General features: G+C 56.6%; 16 protein-coding genes. 10 read left to right on the top strand and 6 right to left on the bottom strand.

The features are described 5' to 3' along the window. Window positions 1–2: 2 nt before the first annotated feature. From AC2FIC_RS07780 to AC2FIC_RS07805, 6 genes are all read right to left on the bottom strand, one after another. The gene (locus AC2FIC_RS07780) at window positions 3–770 is read right to left on the bottom strand and encodes an SDR family NAD(P)-dependent oxidoreductase (RefSeq protein ID WP_496870105.1); all 768 of its coding nucleotides are present in this window, start codon (window positions 768–770) and stop codon (window positions 3–5) included. Then, window positions 770–2,479: an IlvD/Edd family dehydratase gene (locus tag AC2FIC_RS07785; RefSeq protein ID WP_496703139.1), complete on the bottom strand. Its 1,710-nt coding sequence runs from the start codon at window positions 2,477–2,479 to the stop codon at window positions 770–772. The genes AC2FIC_RS07780 and AC2FIC_RS07785 overlap by 1 nt, the downstream gene beginning before the upstream one ends. Before the next feature lie 24 nt (window positions 2,480–2,503). After that, window positions 2,504–3,844, bottom strand: coding sequence for an alpha-glucosidase/alpha-galactosidase (locus AC2FIC_RS07790; protein WP_496677199.1), 1,341 nt, complete (start codon window positions 3,842–3,844; stop codon window positions 2,504–2,506). A 22-nt stretch (window positions 3,845–3,866) separates the two neighbouring features. After that, window positions 3,867–4,715 carry a carbohydrate ABC transporter permease gene (locus tag AC2FIC_RS07795; RefSeq protein ID WP_496691362.1) on the bottom strand — a complete coding sequence of 283 codons (849 nt, stop codon included), beginning with the start codon at window positions 4,713–4,715 and terminating at the stop codon, window positions 3,867–3,869. 1 nt (window position 4,716) lies between these two features. Beyond that, window positions 4,717–5,640 carry a carbohydrate ABC transporter permease gene (locus tag AC2FIC_RS07800; protein WP_142636168.1) on the bottom strand — a complete coding sequence of 308 codons (924 nt, stop codon included), beginning with the start codon at window positions 5,638–5,640 and terminating at the stop codon, window positions 4,717–4,719. 94 nt (window positions 5,641–5,734) lie between these two features. Next, entirely contained in the window at window positions 5,735–6,994 is a 1,260-nt protein-coding gene (locus AC2FIC_RS07805) for an ABC transporter substrate-binding protein (RefSeq protein WP_142636170.1), read from the bottom strand. 140 nt (window positions 6,995–7,134) lie between these two features. Between AC2FIC_RS07805 and AC2FIC_RS07810 the strand changes: the two genes are divergently transcribed. The 10 genes from AC2FIC_RS07810 (at window position 7,135) to AC2FIC_RS07855 (ending at window position 21,439) form a co-directional block, all read left to right on the top strand. After that, complete coding sequence (locus AC2FIC_RS07810; protein WP_496691361.1) at window positions 7,135–7,941, top strand: IclR family transcriptional regulator; 807 nt, start codon at window positions 7,135–7,137, stop codon at window positions 7,939–7,941. Next, window positions 7,938–8,996 carry an ABC transporter ATP-binding protein gene (locus AC2FIC_RS07815; RefSeq protein ID WP_496691360.1) on the top strand — a complete coding sequence of 353 codons (1,059 nt, stop codon included), beginning with the start codon at window positions 7,938–7,940 and terminating at the stop codon, window positions 8,994–8,996. Before AC2FIC_RS07810 ends, AC2FIC_RS07815 begins: the two co-directional genes overlap by 4 nt. A gap of 159 nt (window positions 8,997–9,155) precedes the next feature. Then, window positions 9,156–10,115, top strand: coding sequence for a dihydrodipicolinate synthase family protein (locus AC2FIC_RS07820; RefSeq protein WP_282021739.1), 960 nt, complete (start codon window positions 9,156–9,158; stop codon window positions 10,113–10,115). Then, complete coding sequence (locus AC2FIC_RS07825) at window positions 10,106–11,038, top strand: 4-hydroxyproline epimerase (protein ID WP_281995061.1); 933 nt, start codon at window positions 10,106–10,108, stop codon at window positions 11,036–11,038. Before AC2FIC_RS07820 ends, AC2FIC_RS07825 begins: the two co-directional genes overlap by 10 nt. Continuing rightward, window positions 11,035–12,273, top strand: a complete 1,239-nt coding sequence (locus AC2FIC_RS07830; protein WP_496691359.1) for an NAD(P)/FAD-dependent oxidoreductase — start codon at window positions 11,035–11,037, stop codon at window positions 12,271–12,273. The genes AC2FIC_RS07825 and AC2FIC_RS07830 overlap by 4 nt, the downstream gene beginning before the upstream one ends. 11 nt (window positions 12,274–12,284) lie before the next feature. Continuing rightward, on the top strand, window positions 12,285–13,310 hold the full coding sequence (locus AC2FIC_RS07835) for a trans-3-hydroxy-L-proline dehydratase (RefSeq protein ID WP_496691358.1): 1,026 nt from the start codon (window positions 12,285–12,287) through the stop codon (window positions 13,308–13,310). Between the two features lie 219 nt (window positions 13,311–13,529). Continuing rightward, complete coding sequence (locus tag AC2FIC_RS07840; protein ID WP_496691357.1) at window positions 13,530–15,746, top strand: NADP-dependent isocitrate dehydrogenase; 2,217 nt, start codon at window positions 13,530–13,532, stop codon at window positions 15,744–15,746. Between the two features lie 603 nt (window positions 15,747–16,349). Next, window positions 16,350–17,672 (top strand): alginate O-acetyltransferase AlgX-related protein, encoded by a 1,323-nt coding sequence (locus AC2FIC_RS07845; RefSeq protein WP_496691356.1) that lies wholly within the window; start codon window positions 16,350–16,352, stop codon window positions 17,670–17,672. 54 nt (window positions 17,673–17,726) lie between these two features. Next, window positions 17,727–19,292 (top strand): carbamoyltransferase C-terminal domain-containing protein, encoded by a 1,566-nt coding sequence (locus tag AC2FIC_RS07850; protein ID WP_496691355.1) that lies wholly within the window; start codon window positions 17,727–17,729, stop codon window positions 19,290–19,292. A gap of 290 nt (window positions 19,293–19,582) precedes the next feature. Next, window positions 19,583–21,439 (top strand): GumC family protein, encoded by a 1,857-nt coding sequence (locus tag AC2FIC_RS07855; RefSeq protein WP_496691354.1) that lies wholly within the window; start codon window positions 19,583–19,585, stop codon window positions 21,437–21,439. Window positions 21,440–21,454 lie beyond the last annotated feature (15 nt).

The raw sequence follows: 21,454 nt of genomic DNA on the forward strand, positions 1-21,454 counted from the left end.
TCTCATCCTGTTACTACAACACCGCCATCAACGGCCATGCATTGCCCGGTCATGGCGCGACTGGCTTCCGACGCAAGAAACAGGGTCGGTGCGATCATATCCTCGGGCGTCAGGTGGTCCTTTAGGCATTGGCGTTCCAGATGTGCGGCCAGATCTTCTGGCGTGGCCCACATGTCCAGCTGTTTCTGTGTCAGAACCCATCCGGGGGCCAGCGCATTAACGCGGATTTTCTGCGGGCCAAGCTCGCGCGCCAACGACCGGGTCATCCCGGTGATCCCGGCATTTGATGTCGTATAGATCGGATAACCGGAATTACCCATCATATAGCTGATCGAGCTGAAATTGATGATTGATCCGCCCTTGTCTTGCATTTGACGTGCGGCTTCTTGGCAGGCAAAGAAATACGCCTTCAGATTCACCTCGATCATCCAGTCCCAGAATTTGGGCGTGGTTTCGTCAAGCGAATGGCGTTTGTCGTTGGCGGCATTGTTGATCAGCACACCAAGGGGGCCATGGGCCTCGGCGGCTTTGGCCATTGAGGCGCGCAGCAGGTCGGTATCTGTCATGTCGCCTTGCAGAAACAGCGGCCCGCGCCCGTGCTTGGCGCGCATCTCATCAACAAAGGCACTGGCGTCGGAGCGCCCGATAAAGGCGACCTGTGCACCCTGCGCCAGAAATCCGTCCGTTAAAGCGGCCCCGACACCAGAACCACCTCCGGTGATAAAGACGGATGCACCGTTCAGGTCGTGGAAAGTGGCGGGTTGGTCCATCAGTGGCTCTCTCTGGTCACAAGGCGGGTGTCTTTGCCGACAAGAAAATCCAGGTCCGCACCCTGATCGGCCTGCAGGACGTGGTCTATGTAAAGCTTGGCATAGCCGCGGGAGTAATGCGGAGCATCCGGTTGCCATGCGGCGCGTCGGGCGTCCAGTTCAACTTGGTCAACCAGCAACTCGAGCGCGCCCTTGCTAGCGGATACACGGATACGGTCACCGGTCTTGACCAGCGCCAGCGTGCCGCCCGCCTGGGCTTCGGGGCTGACATGCAGGATGACAGTGCCAAATGCCGTGCCGGACATCCGTGCGTCCGAGATACGGATCATGTCGCGCACACCGTCCTTCACCAGCTTGGCCGGGATCGGCATATTGCCAACCTCGGGCATGCCGGGATAACCCTTGGGTCCACAGCCTTTCAGCACCAATATGGTCTCGGGCGTCACCGGCAGGTCATCCCTGTCGATATTGGCCTTCATATCTTCGATGCTTTCGAAGACATGGGCCACAGCCTCGGTCTCCAACAGTGCGTCCGTGGCCGCCGAAGGTTTCACAATGGCCCCGTTCGGCGCCAGATTGCCGCGCAGCACACGCAGGCCTGCGGCAGGTTTTACTGGGTCGTTGAAGGGACGGATAACATCGCGGTTGAAACATTCTGCACCTTCGTAATGGGCCGAAATATCCTTGTTCAAAACCGTTTTGGCAGGTCGTAGGAAGGGTTTGAGTTCGTTTAAAACCACAGGCACGCCACCTGCATAGCAGAAATCCTCCATCAGGTATTGGCCCGAGGGCATACAGTTCACAAGCAGCGGGATATCCGACCCGATCTCAAAATCCTTCAGTGTCAAGTCGATGCCTACACGACCGGCCAAAGCCAGCAGATGCACCACGGCGTTCGTCGATCCGCCCACGGCAGCATTGGCCAGAATGGCGTTTTCAAAGGCTTCTTTGGTCAGAATGTCCGAGGGTTTGAGGTCTTCATCCACCATCTCGACAATCCGCTTACCCGTCAGATGCGCCAGCGCCATTCGGCGAGCATCTACGGCGGGTAGCGCGGCGTTGGTGGGCAGGCTCATGCCCATCGCTTCGACCAGGGATGCCATGGTCGACGCGGTGCCCATGGTCATGCAGACACCGGCGCTGCGCGACATGCCGGATTCAGCACTCATGAAATCCTGCAGGGTCATTTCCCCGGCGCGCACGGCTTCGGAAAACTTCCATACATCCGTGCCCGAGCCGATATCCTGTCCGCGATACTTGCCGTTCAGCATCGGGCCGGAACTGACAACGATGGCGGGCAGATCGACCGAGGCGGCTCCCATAAGTTGCCCCGGCGTAGTTTTGTCACAGCCACCCAGCAGAACCACGCCGTCAATCCCATAGGCGCGGATGGATTCTTCGACATCCATGGCCAGTAGGTTGCGAAACAGCATGGCGGTGGGCTTCATCTGGGTTTCACCCAGCGACATGACCGGGAATTCGACCGGGAAGCCGCCAGCCTCCCACACGCCGCGTTTGACGCCTTCGGCCAGATCGCGCAGGCCGGAATTGCACGGCGTCAGTTCGGACCATGTATTGCAGATGCCGATAATGGGACGCCCGTCAAAGGCATGGTCGGGAAAGCCCTGGTTCTTCATCCAGGACCGGTGGATGAAACCATCCTTGTCCAGCTTGCCGTACCAATGCTGCGAGCGGCGTTTTTTTGTCATTATTGTCAGCCCTTTAATATTTGGTCATGCCGCTTTGGCCGGTTTGCACCAGCCTGGCAACCAATCCGCATGCGCGATCAAAAGATCGCTGACCAGATTGCGGATCTGTCGCAGGTCAAGCTCGGCGGCGGTATGTGGGTCCATCATGGCGGCGTGGTATATGTATTCGGGGTTCTGGTCGGTCAGCGCCCGCACGGTCAGTTCCTGCACGTTGATCTGGGTGCGCATCAGCGCAATCAGCTGCGGTGGGATGTCGGTCACGACCGAGGGTTGCACCCCGTTGCTGTCCACCAGACACGGTGTTTCTACGGCGGCCCCCAAGGGCAACTGTGGGATCTGGCCGGTATTGGGCAGGTTGCCATAGGCGGTGTAGGGCGTATTGGTCACGATGGCGTTCATCAGATCCGCCGCGAATTCGTGGCTGCGACATACCTCTACCGCCCGCCCGTCGGTCAGGGTTTTTGCCTGTTCCTTCCAGTCCTCGACCTGTTCCACGCAACGGGTGGGATACTCATCCAGCGGGATCGAGAACTGTTCGATCAGATCTTCGCGCCCGTCTTTGATGAACCAGGGCACATATTCGGCCAGATGTTCCGAGCTTTCGGTGCAGAAATAGCCCAGATGATCCATCACTTCGTATCGGACCTTGTTGGGGCAGCGTGGCATCAATAGGGGCGGTTTCGGCAGTTGTCCACCGGCATATCCCTGTCGGAGCGCAGGATAGAGATCGCGGCCCTGATGCTCGAGCTTGAGGAAGAAAGCCACATGGTTGACGCCTGCGACCTTATAGCGAAACTCCTGCTTGGGCAGCTCCAGATCATGGGCCAGTTCCTCGACCGTGTTTTGCACCGAATGGCACAGTCCGACATGTTTCAATGTCGGAAACCGTTCGGCCAAAGCCCAGGTGTTGATCGCCATCGGGTTCACATATTGCAACAGCGTCGCGTTGGGGCAGAGCTGCATCATGTCCTGCGCCACGTCCCACAGAACCGGAACGGTGCGTAACCCGCGCATGATTCCGCCCACGCCCAGCGTATCGGCGATGGTTTGACGCAGGCCATATTGCTTGGGGATCTCGAAATCAGTCACTGTACAGGGGTCATACCCGCCGATCTGAAAGGCGGTAATCACGAAATCCGCCCCCTCCAATGCGGCGCGCCGATCGGTATGGGTGGTTATGGTAGCCCCCGTGCCGACCGAGCGCACCATGGCGCGGGCCACGGATTCGCTCTCAGCTAGGCGCTGTGTGTCGATATCCATCAAGGCGAAATGGCTGTCGGCCAGGGCGGGGGTCAAAAGGGCATCGCCCACGATATTGCGCATGAAGATCGTGGAACCGGCCCCGATAAAAGTGATTTTGGTCATCAGGCAAACCTTTAGCTTGATGTTATTTTACGGCACCGAGTGTCAGGCCCGCGATAAAATGTTTCTGCATCAGGAAGAACATGGCAACCGGCGGCAGCGCCGCGACAATGGAACCGGCACTCATCAGCTGATAGGCGGCGCGGAACTGCGCGTTAAAGCTGGTGATCCCTGCGGTTACAGGCTGGCTCTCAGCACCTTGCGTCAGCACTACTGCCCAGAAATAGTCGTTCCAGATGAAGGTAAAGATCAGCACACTGAGCGCCGCAATGGCGGGCTTCATCAGCGGCAGCACCACGTACCAGAAGATACGCCATTCACTGATCCCTTCGACCCGCGCCGCCTCGATCAGTTCAAAGGGCAGGGCGCGGATGAAATTCCGCATGAACAGGGTGCAAAACCCGGTCTGGAACGCGATGTGAAACAAAACCAGCCCGGTCTTGGTGTTGTACAGGCCCAGGTCCAGCGTCAGGTCGCGCACGGGCACCATGAGGATTTGGAAAGGCACGAAATTGCCCGCTACGAACAGGAAGAAGATCCAAAGGTTCGATTTGAATTTGTAGATGCCGAGTGCAAACCCCGTCATGCTGCTGAGCGCGACGCACCCGATGACCGTGGGAACGGTGATCAGGAAGGAATTCATCAGATAGCGCGGCATATCCGAATTGAAAAACACCTGCCCATAGTTGAATGCGCCCTCAAAGCTGGACGGCATCCCCCAGTAGTTGGCATTGGTGAAATCCGCGGCGGGTTTGACCGAGAACAGGGCGACGGCCAGCAACGGCCCGAGCCAAAAAAGCAAGGCCAGCGGCAGCAACGCCTGATAGGTGATCTGCGCTGCACGAGGTTGTTTTTCGATTGGCTTGGGAAACATCTCAGTGCCCCCTTTCTTCGCGGTACATTGACCACAGGAAATAACCGATGAAACACAGCATGATCAGGAACAGGATCACCGCGATAGCTGCGCCATATCCCATGCGGAATCCGTATTCGGACAAGGCGACCTCGAACATGTAATAGGCCAGCACGCGCGATGATCCGAACGGACCGCCCTGTGTCATGATTGAGATCAGGTCAAAGCTGCGAAGCGCGCCAATGATGGTGACGACAAAGGCAATGAAGGTGGCAGGGCGCAATTGCGGCAGGATGATATGCCACAACATCCGCCAGCTCTTGGCACCGTCCAGCCGCCCGGCTTCGATCTGTTCGGGGTCCACAGCGTTGAGGCCGGTCAGGTACAGGATCATGCAATAGGCGGTTTGTGGCCAGAGGCCAGCAAAGATGATGCCATAGGTGACGAAACGCTCGTCGCCCAGCACGTTCACCGGGCCCATGCCAAAGAATCCGAGGAATTCGTTCAACAGGCCGAATGTGGGGTCATAGAACCATGTGAACACTAGGCCAACAACTACCTGAGAAATCACGAAGGGGAAGAAAAACAGGGATTTATACAGGCGGATGCCCCAGACCGTCTGGTTCAGGAACAGCGCAATGAACAGACCCGCCGGAATCGCCGCCAGATAGAGCAGCAACCAGATCAGGTTGTTTTTGAGCGAGATGTAAAAGGCGTCCCGGTCCGACCATTCCCAGTACAGGTCTTCATAATTGCGAAATCCGACATATTCGGCAGCCCCCAGGCCGTCCCATTCGTAAAGCGACAGGTTGAAGGACTGAAAGACCGGAATGATCACATAGACCATAAAGAACAACAGGCCTGGGGCCAAAAATAACCAGGGCGCGATGCGCTGTTGGTTTCGGTGGAACCAGCTTTCTTGTTCGTGGGTATCGACGGCGGTCATGGGCGTCCCCGGTTCTGGTAGGCGGAGTAAGGCGGGTTGATACCCGCCTTACGCAGGTCATGGCTCAGGATGGGCTTTGCCAATCCTGACCGGTTCAGTTGTCGTAGATGCGCTGACGCGCCCGTTCGAGTTTGGCTAGGATTTTGTCCGCATTGTCTGGCTTGACCATGAATTCCTGGAAGCCTTCCATCGACGCTTTGGCCATTTCTGCCGGTGCGTCGCGGTCCCAGAACTGGGCGACTCCGCCCGGGCTGTTTGACGACAGCATGGTAAAGCCCTGCTGCAGGAACTTGTCGGCATCTACCGAGGACTGAGCATTGACCGGCAACTGGCCGAGATTCGAACCATTGTTGATCTCGGTCTGTTCATCCGCAGACACAACGAAGCGCAGGAATTCACGGGCGGCTTCTTTGTTCGCCGCGTTTGACGGGATGTGGAACGTGTCGGTCGGTGCATCTTCGGCCAGTTCGACATCGGGGTTGATGGCAACAAACTGGTAGAAGTCCAGCTGGTCGTCACTCAGGCCCGCCTCACGCAGTGGCGCCACGGCGAAGTTGCCCATCAGATAAGCCGCCGCATCACCGTTGACCATAAAGGGCAGAGCTTCTTGCCAGCTATAGGTCTGGTGGTTGTCGATGAAGGCACCCATATCGATCAGCTGTTTCCAGTTGGCGAAGGTCTGCTTGACCCGGTCATCCTCCCAGCTGATTTCACCATTGGCCAACTGGTTGTGGAAGTCATAGCCGTTGGTGCGCATGTTCAGGTAATCGAACCAGCCACCGGCAGTCCACAGGAACTTGGTGCCGATCGTATAGCAGGCGCGACCGGAATCGACGATCTTCTGGCAATTCGCCAGCTCTTCTTCCCAGGTTGCGGGCTCGGTCAGGCCCAGCTCGTCAAAGATGTCTTTGCGATAATAAACGCCCCACTGATAGTAGGTGTAGGGCACGCCCCATTGTTTGCCGTCGATCGTCATCGCACCTTTGGTTGAGGCCAGATTGTCCGCAATCGCAGGTTCCGCCCACAGGTCCGAGACGTCTTCGAACAGGCCAGCCTCGACATAGGGTTTCATCCGATTCGCCGCGTACCACGTGGCGACATCCGGCGTATCCGCAGTCAAGAAGTTGCGGATCTGGGTTTTGTAGGCCTCGCGGTCGATCACCGTTGTCTCGATGGCCAAATCCGGATGCTGTTGCTGAAATCTGTCGATCATTGCTTCCATCGTGGCCCGGGGTGCCGGGTTCGATGTGTCCAGGAATATCCGCAATTCGCCGGTAAGCTCGGCAGAGGCGGGAACAGCAAGTGCAACGCTCATGGCCAGCGCGGCCGTGGTGCGCTTGTAGATGGAATGCATGGTTTCCTCCCTTAGCTTCCATTTTAGTTCCATATATTGGAACTTAGTTTTATATGTTGAAAACTACACATCGACTCGGTTAGTCTTGTCAAGACCCTCGTGGCTGCGGCCGCAGGTTAATCGGAGGAGACAGAGCGCCCGTGGCAGGTGATGGAACGATAGGGAAAGCATGTGACGTGCTGGATCAGGTGGCCGCGTTTCAGCGGCCAATTCGCTTTGCGGAACTGCTGGAAAGCAGCCGCTTTCCCAAAGCAACGCTGTATCGGTTTCTGCAATCCCTTACCAATCAGGGGATGTTGTCCTATGACCCGGATAGGCAGACCTATGCGCCGGGTTTGAGGCTGGTTCGGCTGGCCCATGCGGCGTGGACGCAAAGCTCACTGGCGCCGATCGCAAGGCCGTTTCTTGATACGCTCAGCGGTGAAACGGGCGAGACTGTGCATCTGGCGCAGCTTGATTCTGGTCAGGTTCTGTATGTCGATAAGCGCAATGCTGCCCAGCCGGTTGAGATGTATTCACAGGCGGGCAAGGTCGGACCGGCCTATTGTACAGGTGTGGGCAAGGCGATGATGGCCTTTCTGGACGAGGCTGAGCTGAACAAGGTGATCTCACAGCAAAGCTTTCACCGGTTTACGGATAAGACCTTGGCCTCGGAAGCTGCGCTGCGGTCCGATCTAGAGCTGATCCACAGCCGGGGCTACGCCCTGGACGATGAAGAACACGAGACGGGGATCATTTGTGTTGCCTGCCCGATCCGAACGCCGGGCGGGCGGATGCTGGGTGCAATATCGGTGACCGGCTCGACCGAGCGGATGAATTTCGACCAGCTCGAGGCTTGGATTCCCCGCGTGCGCCGGGTGGCCGAACAAATCGCGGCCGAAGCTCAGGCCTGGCGGTTCCCTGAAACACGCCCCGATGGCCAGAAGGACAGGATACAAGCGACATGACCGGAGTAACTCTGAACCAAACGATCAAACGTTACGGCCAGACGCAGGTGATACACGGTATCGACCTCGAAATTGAGGATGGTGAATTCTGTGTCTTTGTCGGCCCATCGGGATGTGGAAAATCCACTTTGTTGCGGATGATCGCAGGGCTTGAGGAAACGACCGAAGGCCAAATTCATATCGGCGCGCGCGAGGTGACACATCAGGACCCTGCGAAACGGGGCGTGGCGATGGTGTTCCAGACCTATGCCCTGTACCCGCATATGACTGTGGCCGAGAATATGGGGTTTGGCCTGCGGATGAACGGCGTGGTCAAAGCCGAGATCGACAGGAAGGTTCAGGAAGCCTCGGGTATCCTGAAGCTGGACCAGTACCTGAAGCGCAAACCCAAGGCCCTGTCGGGTGGTCAGCGCCAACGCGTTGCCATCGGGCGTGCGATTGTGCGCGGCCCCGAGGTGTTTCTGTTCGATGAACCTCTGTCCAACCTGGACGCCGAATTGCGCGTTGAGATGCGTGTGGAAATTGCCCGGCTTCACAATGAAATTGGCGCGACCATGATCTATGTGACTCACGATCAGGTCGAGGCGATGACCATGGCCGATAAGATCGTGGTGCTGCGCGATGGTCGGATCGAACAGGTTGGTGCGCCGATGGATCTGTATCGGGATCCAGATAACAAGTTTGTAGCAGGGTTCATTGGCTCGCCTGCCATGAATTTTCTGGATTGCGACATCGTTGATGGTCAGGTGACTCATCCGGCGATCACTCAGCCTCTGCCTGTCCCAGCATCGGTTCCTTTGGGTCTGTCTCGGGTCACGCTGGGTATCCGCCCGGAACATATTCAGGTTGATCGGTCGGGCGATACCTGCACCGTTGATCTGACCGAGGCGCTTGGCGGCGTCAGCTATTCCTATTTGCTGACATCGAATGGCGACAAGCTTATCGTTGAAGAGCGCGAAGACGAGCGCAGTAAGCAGGGTACACGCATCGGTATTTCGATCCGCCCGGAACGCACCATGCTGTTTGATCCTGAAACCGGTCTGCGGTTGAGATAATCGCCGTTTAGACAGTCAAAAACACCCGCGTCAGACGAAAGGTCCAACGCGGGTTTTTTGCGTCGAATTATATATGGATTTTGTATCCAATATCCGTTATCGCGTGCAAACGGGCGCATGACGCCTATCTGGACTCCTGTAACTAGAGGATAGCACCGTATGTCGACCAATGTATTTAGCGGTACGATGCCCGCGCTCATGACCCCTTGCTCGGCGGATCGGCAGCCGGATTTCGACGCACTTGTTCGCAAGGGCAAGCAAATGATCGACGCAGGCATGTCTGCGGTCGTCTATTGCGGATCCATGGGCGACTGGCCGCTTTTGACGGATGCACAGCGCATGGAAGGGGTGGAACGTCTGGTGGATGCCGGGTTGCCGGTTGTGGTCGGAACCGGGGCAATCAACACCAAATCCGCCGAGGCCCACGCAGCACATGCGCAAAAGGTCGGCGCTGTCGGGTTGATGGTCATTCCCCGGGTTCTGTCCCGAGGGAGCTCATCAACTGCGCAAAAGAACCATTTCAAGGCAATCCTGTCTGCTGCGCCGGACGTGCCGGCAATTATCTACAACAGCCCATACTATGGTTTCGCAACAAAGGCTGATCTGTTCTTTGCCCTGCGTGCCGAACACCCTAACCTCATTGGGTTCAAGGAATTCGGAGGCAAGGACGATCTGCGCTATGCAGCGGAAAACATCACCAGTCAGGATGATGATGTGACGTTGATGGTGGGTGTGGACACCGAGGTTTACCACGGTTTCGTCAACTGTGGGGCAACCGGGTCGATCACCGGGATCGGAACGGCCCTCCCACGTGAGGCGTTGCTGTTGGCTGCGCTTTCTCAAAAGGCCGCGCGGGGCGATGCCGAAGCCCGATCACGGGCGCAAGAACTGACCGAGGCCATTCAGGTGCTGTCCAGTTTTGATGAGGGCCCGGATCTTGTGCTGTATTACAAGCATCTTCTGGTGTTGAACGGGGAAGAGGAATACCGCCTGCATTTCAATGAAACTGACGCCCTGACAGATGCACAGCGGAATTATTGCGAACAGCAATACGCGTTGTTTGGGGCTTGGTTCGCCGATTGGTTGAAACAAGGTGGGGTGATCGCAGAATGCATGTGATCGACAGCCACACCGGAGGAGAACCGACCCGGGTCATCCTCGATGGTGCACCAGATCTGGGCTCTGGCCCTCTGGCTGAACGCGCCCGGCGGCTGGACACCGAATACAGGGATTTCTATCGTTCGGTCATGCTTGAACCGCGCGGACAACCGGCCATGGTCGCGGCCTTGTTGGTGGAACCGGTTGATCCAACCTGTGTCACCGGCGTGATCTATTTTGATGTCGATGCTGTTTTGGGAATGTGCGGCCACGGAACCATTGGCCTGACCGTGACGCTGGCGCATCTTGGTCGGATCGATGTTGGAATACATCGGATCGAAACGCCAGCCGGAGTTGTCACGGTCGAACTGCACGATGCCAATACTGTCACGGTCACGAATATCGAAAGCCGCCGCGTTCACAGCGACATTTCACTTCATGTGCCCGGTTTCGGTGAGGTTGCAGGGGATGTGGCCTATGGTGGAAACTGGTTCTTTATCGTCGATCCAAGCCCGCTTTCCGTTATTCCGGCCAATATTCGGGAACTGACCGATAGGGCCGTTGCTATCCGCAAAGCCTCGATCGCGCAGGGGGTTGGGGGCGAGCAGGGTGAACCGATTGATCATGTAATCTTTCAGGACGCATCGCCCGAGCAAGCGATTCACAGCCGCAACTTTGTTCTGTGCCCGGATGACAATTACGACCGGTCGCCCTGTGGCACCGGCAGCTCTGCTCGGCTGGCCTGTCTGGCCGCTGAGGGTCTATTGGCCCCGGGGCAGGAAATCGTCCAGCAAAGTGTGATCGGCAGCACCTATCGCTTGTCCTATCAGGCTGGGTCCAATGGCGGTGTTATCCCCTCGATCACCGGGCAGGCCTATGTCATGGCGGAGTCGCGGTTGATTTTTGAAGCGGCTGATCCATTCCGTTCGGGGATTGAGGTATGACCCAGCAGATCGTCGTCATCGGAGCTGGTGTGATTGGCATGACCATTGCGCTGGAACTACAGCGCCGGGGTCATGCCGTGTTGGTCCTGGACAAGGAAGGCGTCGCCGCGCAGACCTCGGCCGGAAATGCCGGGGCCTTTGCTTTTTCCGAGGTTGAGCCTCTGGCAACGCCCGGCATCATGAAAAAGGCACCGAAGTGGCTGCTGGACCCGTTGGGGCCGTTGTCGATCCCGCCTGCATATGCATTGCAGATTGCGCCCTGGATGTACCGTTTCTGGCGCGCGAGCCAGCCCGGTCGCTATGCCGAGCTGTTGGCCGCTCAGGCCAGCCTCATGAAAGTGTCCAGCGCCGCGCTTGAACGGTTGATCCCAGCGGTTGACGGCGAGGCGATGATGCAGCGCGACGGTCAGATGCAGCTCTATGAATCCGAGGCCGAATACCGCGCAAGCCTGCCCGCCTGGGAGGTGCGCCGCCAGCATGGTATCGACTTTGAATTGCTGGAAAGCCCTCAGGCGATCGCCGAAAAACAGCCGGGCCTCAGCCCTCGGTTCACTCATGCGGGATTTACGCCCAACTGGTTGAATACCGTTGATCCCAAGAAATGGGTCGAGCGCCTTGCCCAGACCTTTCAAAGCCGGCAAGGTCGGATCGAGCGGCGCGATATTCAGGCGTTGGTGCCACAGCAAAGTGGCATGCGCCTTGAAACGGCGGAAGGGCCCGTGGACGCGGCGAAAGTGGTCGTGGCTGCTGGCGCATGGTCTCATCACATCGCTAGAACTCTTGGTGACCGGTTCCCGCTTGAAACCGAGCGAGGATACAACACGACCCTGCCCGAAGGTGCATTTGATCTGCGGATGCACCTGTCCTTTTCGCGGCATGGGTTCGTTGCCAGCCGGATAAACAATGGCGTCAGGATCGGCGGCGCGGTCGAGTTGGGCGGTCTGAACCTCGCCCCCAATTTCAAACGAGCCGACACGTTATTGCACAAAGCCGAAGAGTTTCTACCCGGCCTCAAGACCGAAGGAGGCACGCAATGGATGGGGTTCCGACCGTCGATGCCTGACAGCATCCCGGTCATCGGTGTTTCTCCAAATGCGTCTGGCGTGTTCTATGCGTTCGGCCATGGGCATCTTGGGCTGACCCAATCCGCAGGCACGGCCGAACTTGTTGGGGCCATGGTTGACCGTCAGGCCCCCCCGATTCCGCCAGCCCCTTTTGCTGCTGGCCGGTTCTGAGGGAGGGGGTCGTGCGCAGTATCAAAACTCTCCACGTGATCTCCGCCCATGCCGAAGGCGAGGTCGGAGATGTCATCGTTGGCGGTGTTCTTCCGCCACCCGGTGATACCTTATGGGAGCAGCGGTCGTTCATCGCGCGTGACCAGTCCTTGCGCAACTTTGTCCTGAATGAACCGCGCGGGGGTGTATTTCATCATGTAAACCTGTTGGTACCACCAAAACATCCGCAAGCAGATGCAGGCTTCATTATCATGGAGCCCGAAGACACACCGCCCATGTCTGGTTCAAACTCGATCTGTGTGGCCACCGTGCTGCTGGATAGCGGGATCATTCCGATGCAGGAACCGGTTACACATCTGACGCTTGAGGCACCGGGCGGGCTGGTCTCGGTGCGCGCCGAATGCCGGAATGGAAAGGCTGAGCGCATATTTGTGCAGAACCTGCCCAGCTTTGCAGACCGGATCTCCGTTCCGCTAGAGGTGCCGGGCCTTGGTACCCTGACCGTGGACACGGCCTATGGGGGCGACAGTTTCGTGGTCGTCGATGCAGCGGCGCTTGGGTTCGACATTGTACAAGACGAAGCGCGTGACATTGCGCGGCTGGGTGTAGCGATCACCAATGCGGCCAACGAACAAATTGGGTTTACGCATCCCGAAAACCCGGACTGGAATCACATTTCATTCTGCGCTTTTTGTGGCCCGACCGAGCGGGTCGCAAATGGCCTGCGCGGAAAATCCGCTGTGGCGATCCAGCCGGGCAAAGTTGATCGGTCCCCTACCGGTACCGCAGTTTCTGCCCGTATGGCTTTGATGGCCGCCAAGGGAGAAATGGCGGTCGGGCGAACTTTCCAGGCGGTTTCGATCATAGGCTCGTCTTTCACCGGACAGATCGTCGAGGCCACAACGATCGGGGGGCGTGCCGCGATCATTCCCGAGATCAGTGGCCGCGGATGGATTACCGGTACACATCAACACATGCTTGACCCGGACGATCCCTGGCCGGGCGGATATAAGCTCAGCGATACTTGGGGCGTCTGAATTTTGCCCATTGGCAAGCAGTTTGGATGATTTTCCGCAAACCGTGTCAAAATGCGCGGTCTCTGGCGATTGATCCCAAGGCAAACGTCATTTAAGGGAGGCCCTGTCAATACAGAGTCATCCCGGGACGGCAGTCTTGTAACGTCCCTTAAGTGCCACATCGACGTGGCCCCAACTCTTGGATCGCACGCCCCGAAAGGCTTAAAAAGGTAAAAGAATATGGCAGATAAATCGAACTTCGACATATTGTATACCATTGTAGACGAAGCGCCCGAGCTGGCCAGCGCCTCATTCCTACCCATCATTCGAAAGTTTGCATCCGCCGCCGGTGTCAGCGTCGGAACCAAGGATATTTCACTTGCTGGGCGGATTATTTCGACCTTCCCCGAAAAGCTGACAGATGCGCAGCGCATCACCGATGATCTGGCCGCATTGGGTGAGTTGGTGAAGACACCCGATGCCAATGTGATCAAGCTGCCCAACATCTCGGCCTCGGTGCCGCAGCTGGTGGCCGCCGTCGAAGAGTTGCAAGCACAGGGTTATGACATCCCGAGCTATCCCGAAGAACCTGCGACTGACGAAGAAAAAGCGATCCGCACGCGGTATGATGCTATCAAGGGTTCGGCTGTGAACCCGGTTCTGCGCGAAGGTAACAGCGACCGTCGCGCCGCGCGCGCCGTCAAGAATTATGCCCAGAAGAACCCGCATTCGATGGGTACATGGGCCGCGGACAGCAAGACTAAAGTCTCGTCCATGTCCGGCAATGATTTCTACGCGAACGAGAAATCGGCCACCATCACTGCGGCGCAAGCCGGTGACGCCAAAATCGAATTTGTCGGACAAGACGGCAGTACTACGGTTCTGAAAGACGGCTGGCCGCTGGCCGAGGGCACCGTTGCCGATGCGACCTTCATGTCCGTCAATGCGCTGTCGTCTTTCCTGGCCGAGGCCATCGAAGACACCAAAAAAGACGGCACCATGTTCTCGCTTCACCTGAAGGCCACAATGATGAAGGTCAGCGACCCGATCATCTTCGGCTATGCGGTTAAGGCGTGGCTTGCCCCGGTATTCGAGGCCTATGGCGCTGAACTGGATGCGCTGGGTGTGAACCCGAACTCGGGTCTGGGCGATCTGCTGGAGCGGGTTGCAGGCAACGCCGATATCATGGCCGCCATTGACGCGATCAAGGGCGACCGCCCGTCCATGTATATGGTTGACAGCGACAAGGGTATCACCAACCTGCACGTGCCGTCTGATGTGATCATCGACGCCTCGATGCCTGCCGTGATCCGTGCTGGTGGCAAGGGTTGGGACGAAACCGGGTCCAAGGGTGACACCAACTGTGTGATCCCCGACCGCTGCTATGCGTCTATTTATGATGAATCCGTCAAATTCTTCAAAGCCAATGGCGCGCTGAACCCAGCCACCGTCGGAGCTGTGGCCAATGTGGGTCTCATGGCACAGAAAGCCGAAGAATACGGCAGCCACCCGACAACATTCCAGTCGCCTGCGAATGGGACCATTCGCATCGTGCTGGCCAATGGTGAGACGTTGCACGAGCATGCGGTTGAAAAGGGCGACATCTGGCGTGCCTGCACCGTGAAGAAGGCTCCGATTGAGAACTGGATTCAACTGGCGATGGACCGTCAGCGTCTGACCGGGTCCGAGGCGATCTTCTGGCTGGACGCAAACCGTGCCCATGATGCCGAACTGATCAAATCCGTCCAACCCGCACTGGAAGCTGCTGGCGTGGCGGACAAGTTCCAAATCCTGGCACCGCGTGAGGCGACCCGCCAGTCGTTGGAGACCATCACCGCCGGTAACGACAGCATCGCCATCACCGGCAACGTGCTGCGTGACTATCTGACCGACCTGTTCCCGATCCTTGAGTTGGGCACCTCGGCCAAGATGCTGTCGATCGTCAAGCTGATGCAGGGCGGCGGATTGTTCGAAACCGGCGCGGGTGGGTCTGCCCCGAAACACGTGCAGCAGCTGGTCGAGGAAAACCACCTGCGCTGGGACTCGATGGGTGAGTTCTGCGCGCTTGGCGAGTCTTTGAATTTCCTGGCCGACAGCAAAGGCAACGCCAAAGCCGGAGTTCTTGGCGCCGCTGCCGAGGCCGCAACGCAGGGCATTCTGGACAACAACAAGTCGCCCAGCCGCAAAGTCGGGCAGCCGGATAACCGCGACAGCCACTATTGGTTCGCGCGCTATTGGGCCGAGGCGCTGGCCGCGCAATCCGATGATGCTGATCTGGCCGCCGAGTTTGCGCCGATTGCTGCAGAGTTGGCCGCTAAAGAACAGCAGATCCTATCCGAACTGGCCAACGCGCAAGGGGCAGCGGCAGATCTGGGTGGTTACTATCACACCAACCCGACCAAGACTGCAGCAGTCATGCGCCCGAGCGCGACACTCAATGGTATCATTGACGGGTAATCCAGGTGCCCTGTCCTGATTTGGGCAGGGTTCTGAACCTGACGTAAAAACTAAAAAGGGACCGACCCCCAAAGTCAGTCCCTTTTTGAGCGAGTGGGGAGGCCGAAGCCTCTCCGGTGTAGTTGCGTTAACTGTAACAAAACCCTGCTGGCTGGATATTAGGGGTTTCCCGTATATTCATCCGTCTGCTGTGCCGCTGACGATACACCCGCCAAAATCATTGTCCTCCGGCGACGGAAAGGACTATGTCGCCGTACTGAATTCGGGAACAATAGGCCGTACAAGGACGGATTATGCGTGCAATGTGATGGCGCCGTGCGCCCACTAGGCGTTGAAAGAGCGGGTGATTTGCTTTTCGGCATAACGGTGGTAAAAAAATCTGGTTTTGTTTTGTATTCGAGTGTTGTGTGCTGTGTGTATTTATCCTGTTGTTTTTGAGCGTTTTTCATATTCTAGAGGGTCAGGCGATGCGTCTGCTTCCTGCGCGTTTCAGGCCGCCGCAGAAAAGCTTGCCGATGATACGCAAATCGGTTCAACTGAATTCGCCCGGTTTCGCCGTTAATGACGGCAAATGTCGATATCGGTCGAAAGGGACCAGATGGAATGACTGAAAAAACCCGCAGTTCGCGTTTCGGGTCAATCCTATGTCTGGTCGCCGCTCTCTATTTCTTTGGGGTCGTCGCATATGCACTGGTAAATTCAGCGGAATTTGCCAATGGAACAGCGCGGTTGATCCGATACATACTGGCTCCGGGCGCGATTGGGCTGGCCCTGGCCTTGTGCGCGGCCTTCTTGTCGAACGAAGCCAGGCTGACTGTTGGTTTGAGCGCGGTATCGCTTTTGGCGGCTCTGTTTGCATTTGAGGCCTATCTGACCATCAAAATAATCCCCGGACGCCTAGGGCTAGTCGGATTTGTCGGCGATGAGGTAAGCGTCGAAGAATACAAGGAAAACTTGCCTCCGGGCAGGACAATGAAACATGTAAACGATGCGCTGGATACACAACTGCTCGAAACTGCGTATCTGGCCCCCATGCCGGGTGACAAGATGCTATTGTGCTCGGTGTTGGGCGAGCCGGTGACCTACACGCCGGATCGTCTGGGGTTTCGCAATCCACCATCGGTCTATGAAAACGATGTGAGTGTGATGCTGCTGGGTGACTCGTTTTCCGAGGGGTTCTGCCTGAGAGAGGGTGAGCATCTGGCGGATAAGCTGCGTCAGGGCATGCCGAACCTGCTTAACACCGGCCACAGGGGCATTGGCCCGCTGTATCAACTGGCGGTTTTGGGCCGGTACGGGCCAGAGTTCCAGCCCGACCTCACGCTTTTCTCTTTCTTTGCGGGCAATGACTGGCGCAATCTGGAACGAGAGCTTGAGAAGCCATGGTTGAGCGCAGCACTAGACCCGGCTGTAGATTTTGGCCCAATCGAGCATCCGGACCAGTCGGAATTAACCGCACCGGTGATATCCGGATGGTGGGCAGAGACTACTTTATCCTGGGGCGATTACCTGCGGGCGCAACGGGTGTTCAGAAACTTTCTGGCATTGCAGAAAACGGCCGAGATCCTTGGGATTCACTATCCCAAGGCAACTGATGAAAATCCGGTATTTACCGATGTTCTGATGCGGGCAAAACAGATTACATCAGAATGGGATGGTGAGATTGCCATTGTGTATGTTCCGACGGTCAGCCGCTATATGGGTCTGGTCGCCCAGCCCTTTATCCACGACCCGCTGCGAGTATTGGTGAAAGATGCGGCTGCGCAGGCTGGGCTGGACGTGATAGACTTAACGGATGTTATCGAAATGCAAGAGGATCCGGCATCGTATTATGCGCCGGATTCTCATTTCAACGAAGCAGGCGCAGAACTGGCCGCTCGGGCAATTACAGAGGGGCTGCGCCAACGCAATTTGATAGAACAGTAACGAATTGGTGTGTTTTGCCAGGACCGCGCAACAAGCGCGGTAAAGAGGTGTGAAATGAAGATTTTGTCATTCAAGTCGGGTCACGACGGTACGGTTGCGGGTATTGATGCCCAAAACGGTAACCTGCTGTTTTCCTATGAATCCGAGAAAGACAGTTTTCCCCGCAACACGTCAGTCACACCGGATACATTTATCGACTCTGGCCTGTGGTTCCGGGACTTGCCTGATATCCTGGCCCTTAGCGGCTGGTCAACGACCGGAACACAACATGTGACGACCTCGGGGGCAGGGTATTTCGGCACTGGCGAAGATGCTCAGACCGTGGGGAAACGGACGTTTTTTGGCAAAGAGATCGACTATTTCTCATCGACCCATGAAAGGGCACATATCTGGGGCGCTTATGGGATGTCTCCGTTTCGTCAAGGTGAACCTTGTTATGTGTTGGTTTGGGAAGACACGCTTGGCGATTTCTACAAGATTGATGAAGATCTAAAGCTGTCTCATGTCGGTCGGGTGATGACCGGGCCCGGTGCCCGATATTCGTTCCTGAGCGCACTGGTTGATCCCGATTATCCCGTGCTTTCGCGTGAACAACGGCGTGAAGACCCCGGGAGGATGATGGCGGCATGTGCCTATGCAGAGCCCGGTTCACATGACGCGGATGAACATGCGCTGATAGACTATCTTTTGTCAGATCAGCCATTGGCCGAGATTCTACGCAAGGACCGTCTGACCGATTCCCCGTTTTTCAACGTCGGAATGCACAGCCAGCAGTTCAGTAATCTTGCACAGAAACTCTCGGATGCGATTTTTTCACGGTTCCTTGCCTTTGCCGAACAGAACCTGACAGAGGGCTATCCGCTGGTGATTGCCGGCGGATGTGGATTGAACTGCGATTGGAACACCAAGTGGCAGAATTGCGGCTTGTTCCGAGATGTATTTGTACCGCCTTGCAGCAGTGATTCCGGCTGCGCCATAGGAACTGCGGTTGATGCCATGCGCCACTATACGGGCCAGGCAAAGCTGGATTGGACGGTTTATTCCGGTCAGTCCTTTGTGGATGATAAAATCGACAGTAGCGGCATGCGGGTCAGCGAGCTGCGTCTGAACGATGTCGCGGATGCGTTGATGTCCGGTGAGCTCATCGGTTGGGCCAGAGGGAACTGTGAAATCGGTCCGCGCGCATTGGGCAACCGCTCGATTCTGGCGGCCCCGTTCTGGGCCGAAACCCGCGTGCGCCTGAACAGGGCTAAAAACCGGCCGGATACAAGCCCCGTGGCCCCATCTTGCCTTGAGGAAGATGTCAGCCAGCATTTTGAGTGGGAAAACTCCGCGCCTTATATGTTGCATCTGCAGAAGGTGACCAATCAGAACCTGGCCGCGATCACGCATGTAGACGGGACAGCAAGGGTCCAAACAGTCCGCCGGGATCAGAATGCTTTCTTTTACGACCTGCTGAACGCATTCAAGTCGGCTTCGGGCACGGGTGTATTGTGCAATACGTCACTGAACTTTCGCGGAGCGGGGTTCATAAACAAAACCAGTGATCTGCATCACTATGCAAGATCGGCAAAGCTGGACGGCTTTGTCGCAGGAAACACGTTCTACAGGTTTAACTAGTAATATTGGCGCGCTTGCGGTGTCGCCGCACTTTTGGAGGTTAAGTACTTTGTCGTATGAATCAGGTCTGCAAAGCTTTGAAAGACGCCGCCTTATAGCTTCTGCAACAGCAAGGATTTCGGCCCATTGTCTCTTGTGTGGAAACATTGAGCAAATAACGACAAGAAAACTCGGAAAAATGGCCAAGCTGTCCAATCATTAGGATAAGAATTCGTTCGAACATGGGCGCAGCATCAAAGATTTGTATTTCAGGCGACGGTGATCTTGGTCGCTACAAGGGACGATAGAGAATGGATCAAAACCATATCGCAAACCAATTTGGCCAACAGCGTCTGGATGGCATATGGCGGATGATTTACCGTCATCTGAAGTTGATCCTCGGAGTGACCGCAGCCGTGATCATCGGCACGTTCATGGTCGTCAATCAGCTTGACCCAAGGTACAAATCCCGCGCCGAAATCGTTTTGACATCGCTGGATATGCGCGTCCGCGCCGATAGTGTCGAACTGGAATCCTATGAACTGACCCGAACGCTGATCGAAACCGAGATCGACATCCTGCGCTCGCGCGAGTTTGCGGCAGAGGTTGCTCTGGCGCTGGATTTGTTCGAGAACGAGGCCTTTGCCGGGGCCCAAACCCCCGCAAATCCGCAATCCACATCCGTTATCCGCAATCGTGTAATCGACAATACACTGTCGACATATAACGTACTTCGGCAAGGAGAGAGCCTTGCGATTGAGATCATCTCAACAGCCGAAGACCCGCAGCTGGCAGCCGATATTGCCAATACAGTTGCAGAAACTTTTATCCTTCGCCTGCAGCAGCGGCGGCAGCAGGGTCTTTCATCTTCCATTTCTTTTCTTAAGGACCGCGTAAATGAGCTGGGTGACGAACTGACCCGTGACGAACTTCAGATGGCGGCCTTTATTCTTGAAGAAAATCTGGCGGATGAATCCGTGCCGGGCAGGCTTCGGTCGGAACTTGCGCGGCTCAACTCGCAAAAAGATGTGCATGAGATCAACGGAGCCAGCAGCGAAGAGGTCAACAAAATTGCTGACCAGATTGCCGTTGTTGAACAGGCATTGCGCAGCCGGACCGGTTCGGAAATTGCATTGCTGCGGATGGAACGCGCGCTAGAGCTTCTTCGGATCCGGTATCAGACGACGATTGAAAAGCTGAATGATTTCGAAACCCAGCAACAGTTTCTTGGCCAGGCGGTTCAGCAGGTTTCGGTTGCTCATGCGCCGACTTCGGCATTCTGGCCGAATACCAAAGTCGCCGTCGCAGTCAGCGCGATTGTCGGGTTCTCTCTGGCATTTGTGATCGCCCTTTTGATGGAGGGCAGCAACACGCGGATCGTCAACGAAAACCAGATCGAACAGCAAACCGATCTGACCAATCTGGGTTTCCTGCCGGATACGGTGATGGATTCGGACACGGATGGTCAGCAGGAGTTGTTGCGCTTTATCCGTGATCAGGGCCGCTCGCCCTATGTCGAGGCGCTGCGCAGTGTTTTGACGATGTGGTTTAACACAAATGATGACGGCAGCATCGTCATGGTTACCTCTGGTGTTCCTGGAGAAGGCAAGACCGTGGTTGCGGTTTCGCTGGCCCTAGTGGCGGGTACAGATGGGATGCGCGTTCTATTGTTGGATATGGACAACCACCGTTGCCGTGCCTCAAAAACACTGGGTCTGACCGGGGCGGCCCCGGTCGAGATCGAGGACGCGCTGAGCGGTGCCGTGCAACCCAGCCAGATTTATGTCGATGGTGAAAGGGTGCCGGGGGTTTCGTCGATCAGTCTGAACCTGCGTCCGAAAATATCCCGCAAACAGTTGATGCAGCAGCTTGGCGAATACGGGCGCATGTTGCGCAATCAGTACGATCTTGTGTTGGTCGATACGCCGCCGACATTGGTCATTGATGACACGATCCGACTTGGGCCGCTTGTCGATGGTACGTTCCTGGTGGTGCGCTGGGGGCAGACCACCGAAAAAATTCTCAAGGATGCAATCGAAAAGCTGCGGATGAGCAATATCAAGATTTCCGGTACGATCATGAATGGTGTGAACATGCGGAAGCAAAGGCAATATGGGTATGGTGCCTATACATATCATTACTCGGATGAGCCTGGGAAAAGCAGCTGATTACGGTTCGCAGAC

Source organism: Ruegeria sp. CDSC079 (assembly GCF_059610505.1).

Coding starts and splice junctions, on each gene's coding strand:
- AC2FIC_RS07780 (WP_496870105.1), bottom strand. CDS start 770: ATGGACCAACCCGCCACTTTCCACGACCTGAACGGTGCATCCGTCTTT.
- AC2FIC_RS07785 (WP_496703139.1), bottom strand. CDS start 2,479: ATGACAAAAAAACGCCGCTCGCAGCATTGGTACGGCAAGCTGGACAAG.
- AC2FIC_RS07790 (WP_496677199.1), bottom strand. CDS start 3,844: ATGACCAAAATCACTTTTATCGGGGCCGGTTCCACGATCTTCATGCGC.
- AC2FIC_RS07795 (WP_496691362.1), bottom strand. CDS start 4,715: ATGTTTCCCAAGCCAATCGAAAAACAACCTCGTGCAGCGCAGATCACC.
- AC2FIC_RS07800 (WP_142636168.1), bottom strand. CDS start 5,640: ATGACCGCCGTCGATACCCACGAACAAGAAAGCTGGTTCCACCGAAAC.
- AC2FIC_RS07805 (WP_142636170.1), bottom strand. CDS start 6,994: ATGCATTCCATCTACAAGCGCACCACGGCCGCGCTGGCCATGAGCGTT.
- AC2FIC_RS07815 (WP_496691360.1), top strand. CDS start 7,938: ATGACCGGAGTAACTCTGAACCAAACGATCAAACGTTACGGCCAGACG.
- AC2FIC_RS07820 (WP_282021739.1), top strand. CDS start 9,156: ATGTCGACCAATGTATTTAGCGGTACGATGCCCGCGCTCATGACCCCT.
- AC2FIC_RS07825 (WP_281995061.1), top strand. CDS start 10,106: ATGCATGTGATCGACAGCCACACCGGAGGAGAACCGACCCGGGTCATC.
- AC2FIC_RS07830 (WP_496691359.1), top strand. CDS start 11,035: ATGACCCAGCAGATCGTCGTCATCGGAGCTGGTGTGATTGGCATGACC.
- AC2FIC_RS07840 (WP_496691357.1), top strand. CDS start 13,530: ATGGCAGATAAATCGAACTTCGACATATTGTATACCATTGTAGACGAA.
- AC2FIC_RS07845 (WP_496691356.1), top strand. CDS start 16,350: ATGACTGAAAAAACCCGCAGTTCGCGTTTCGGGTCAATCCTATGTCTG.
- AC2FIC_RS07850 (WP_496691355.1), top strand. CDS start 17,727: ATGAAGATTTTGTCATTCAAGTCGGGTCACGACGGTACGGTTGCGGGT.
- AC2FIC_RS07855 (WP_496691354.1), top strand. CDS start 19,583: ATGGATCAAAACCATATCGCAAACCAATTTGGCCAACAGCGTCTGGAT.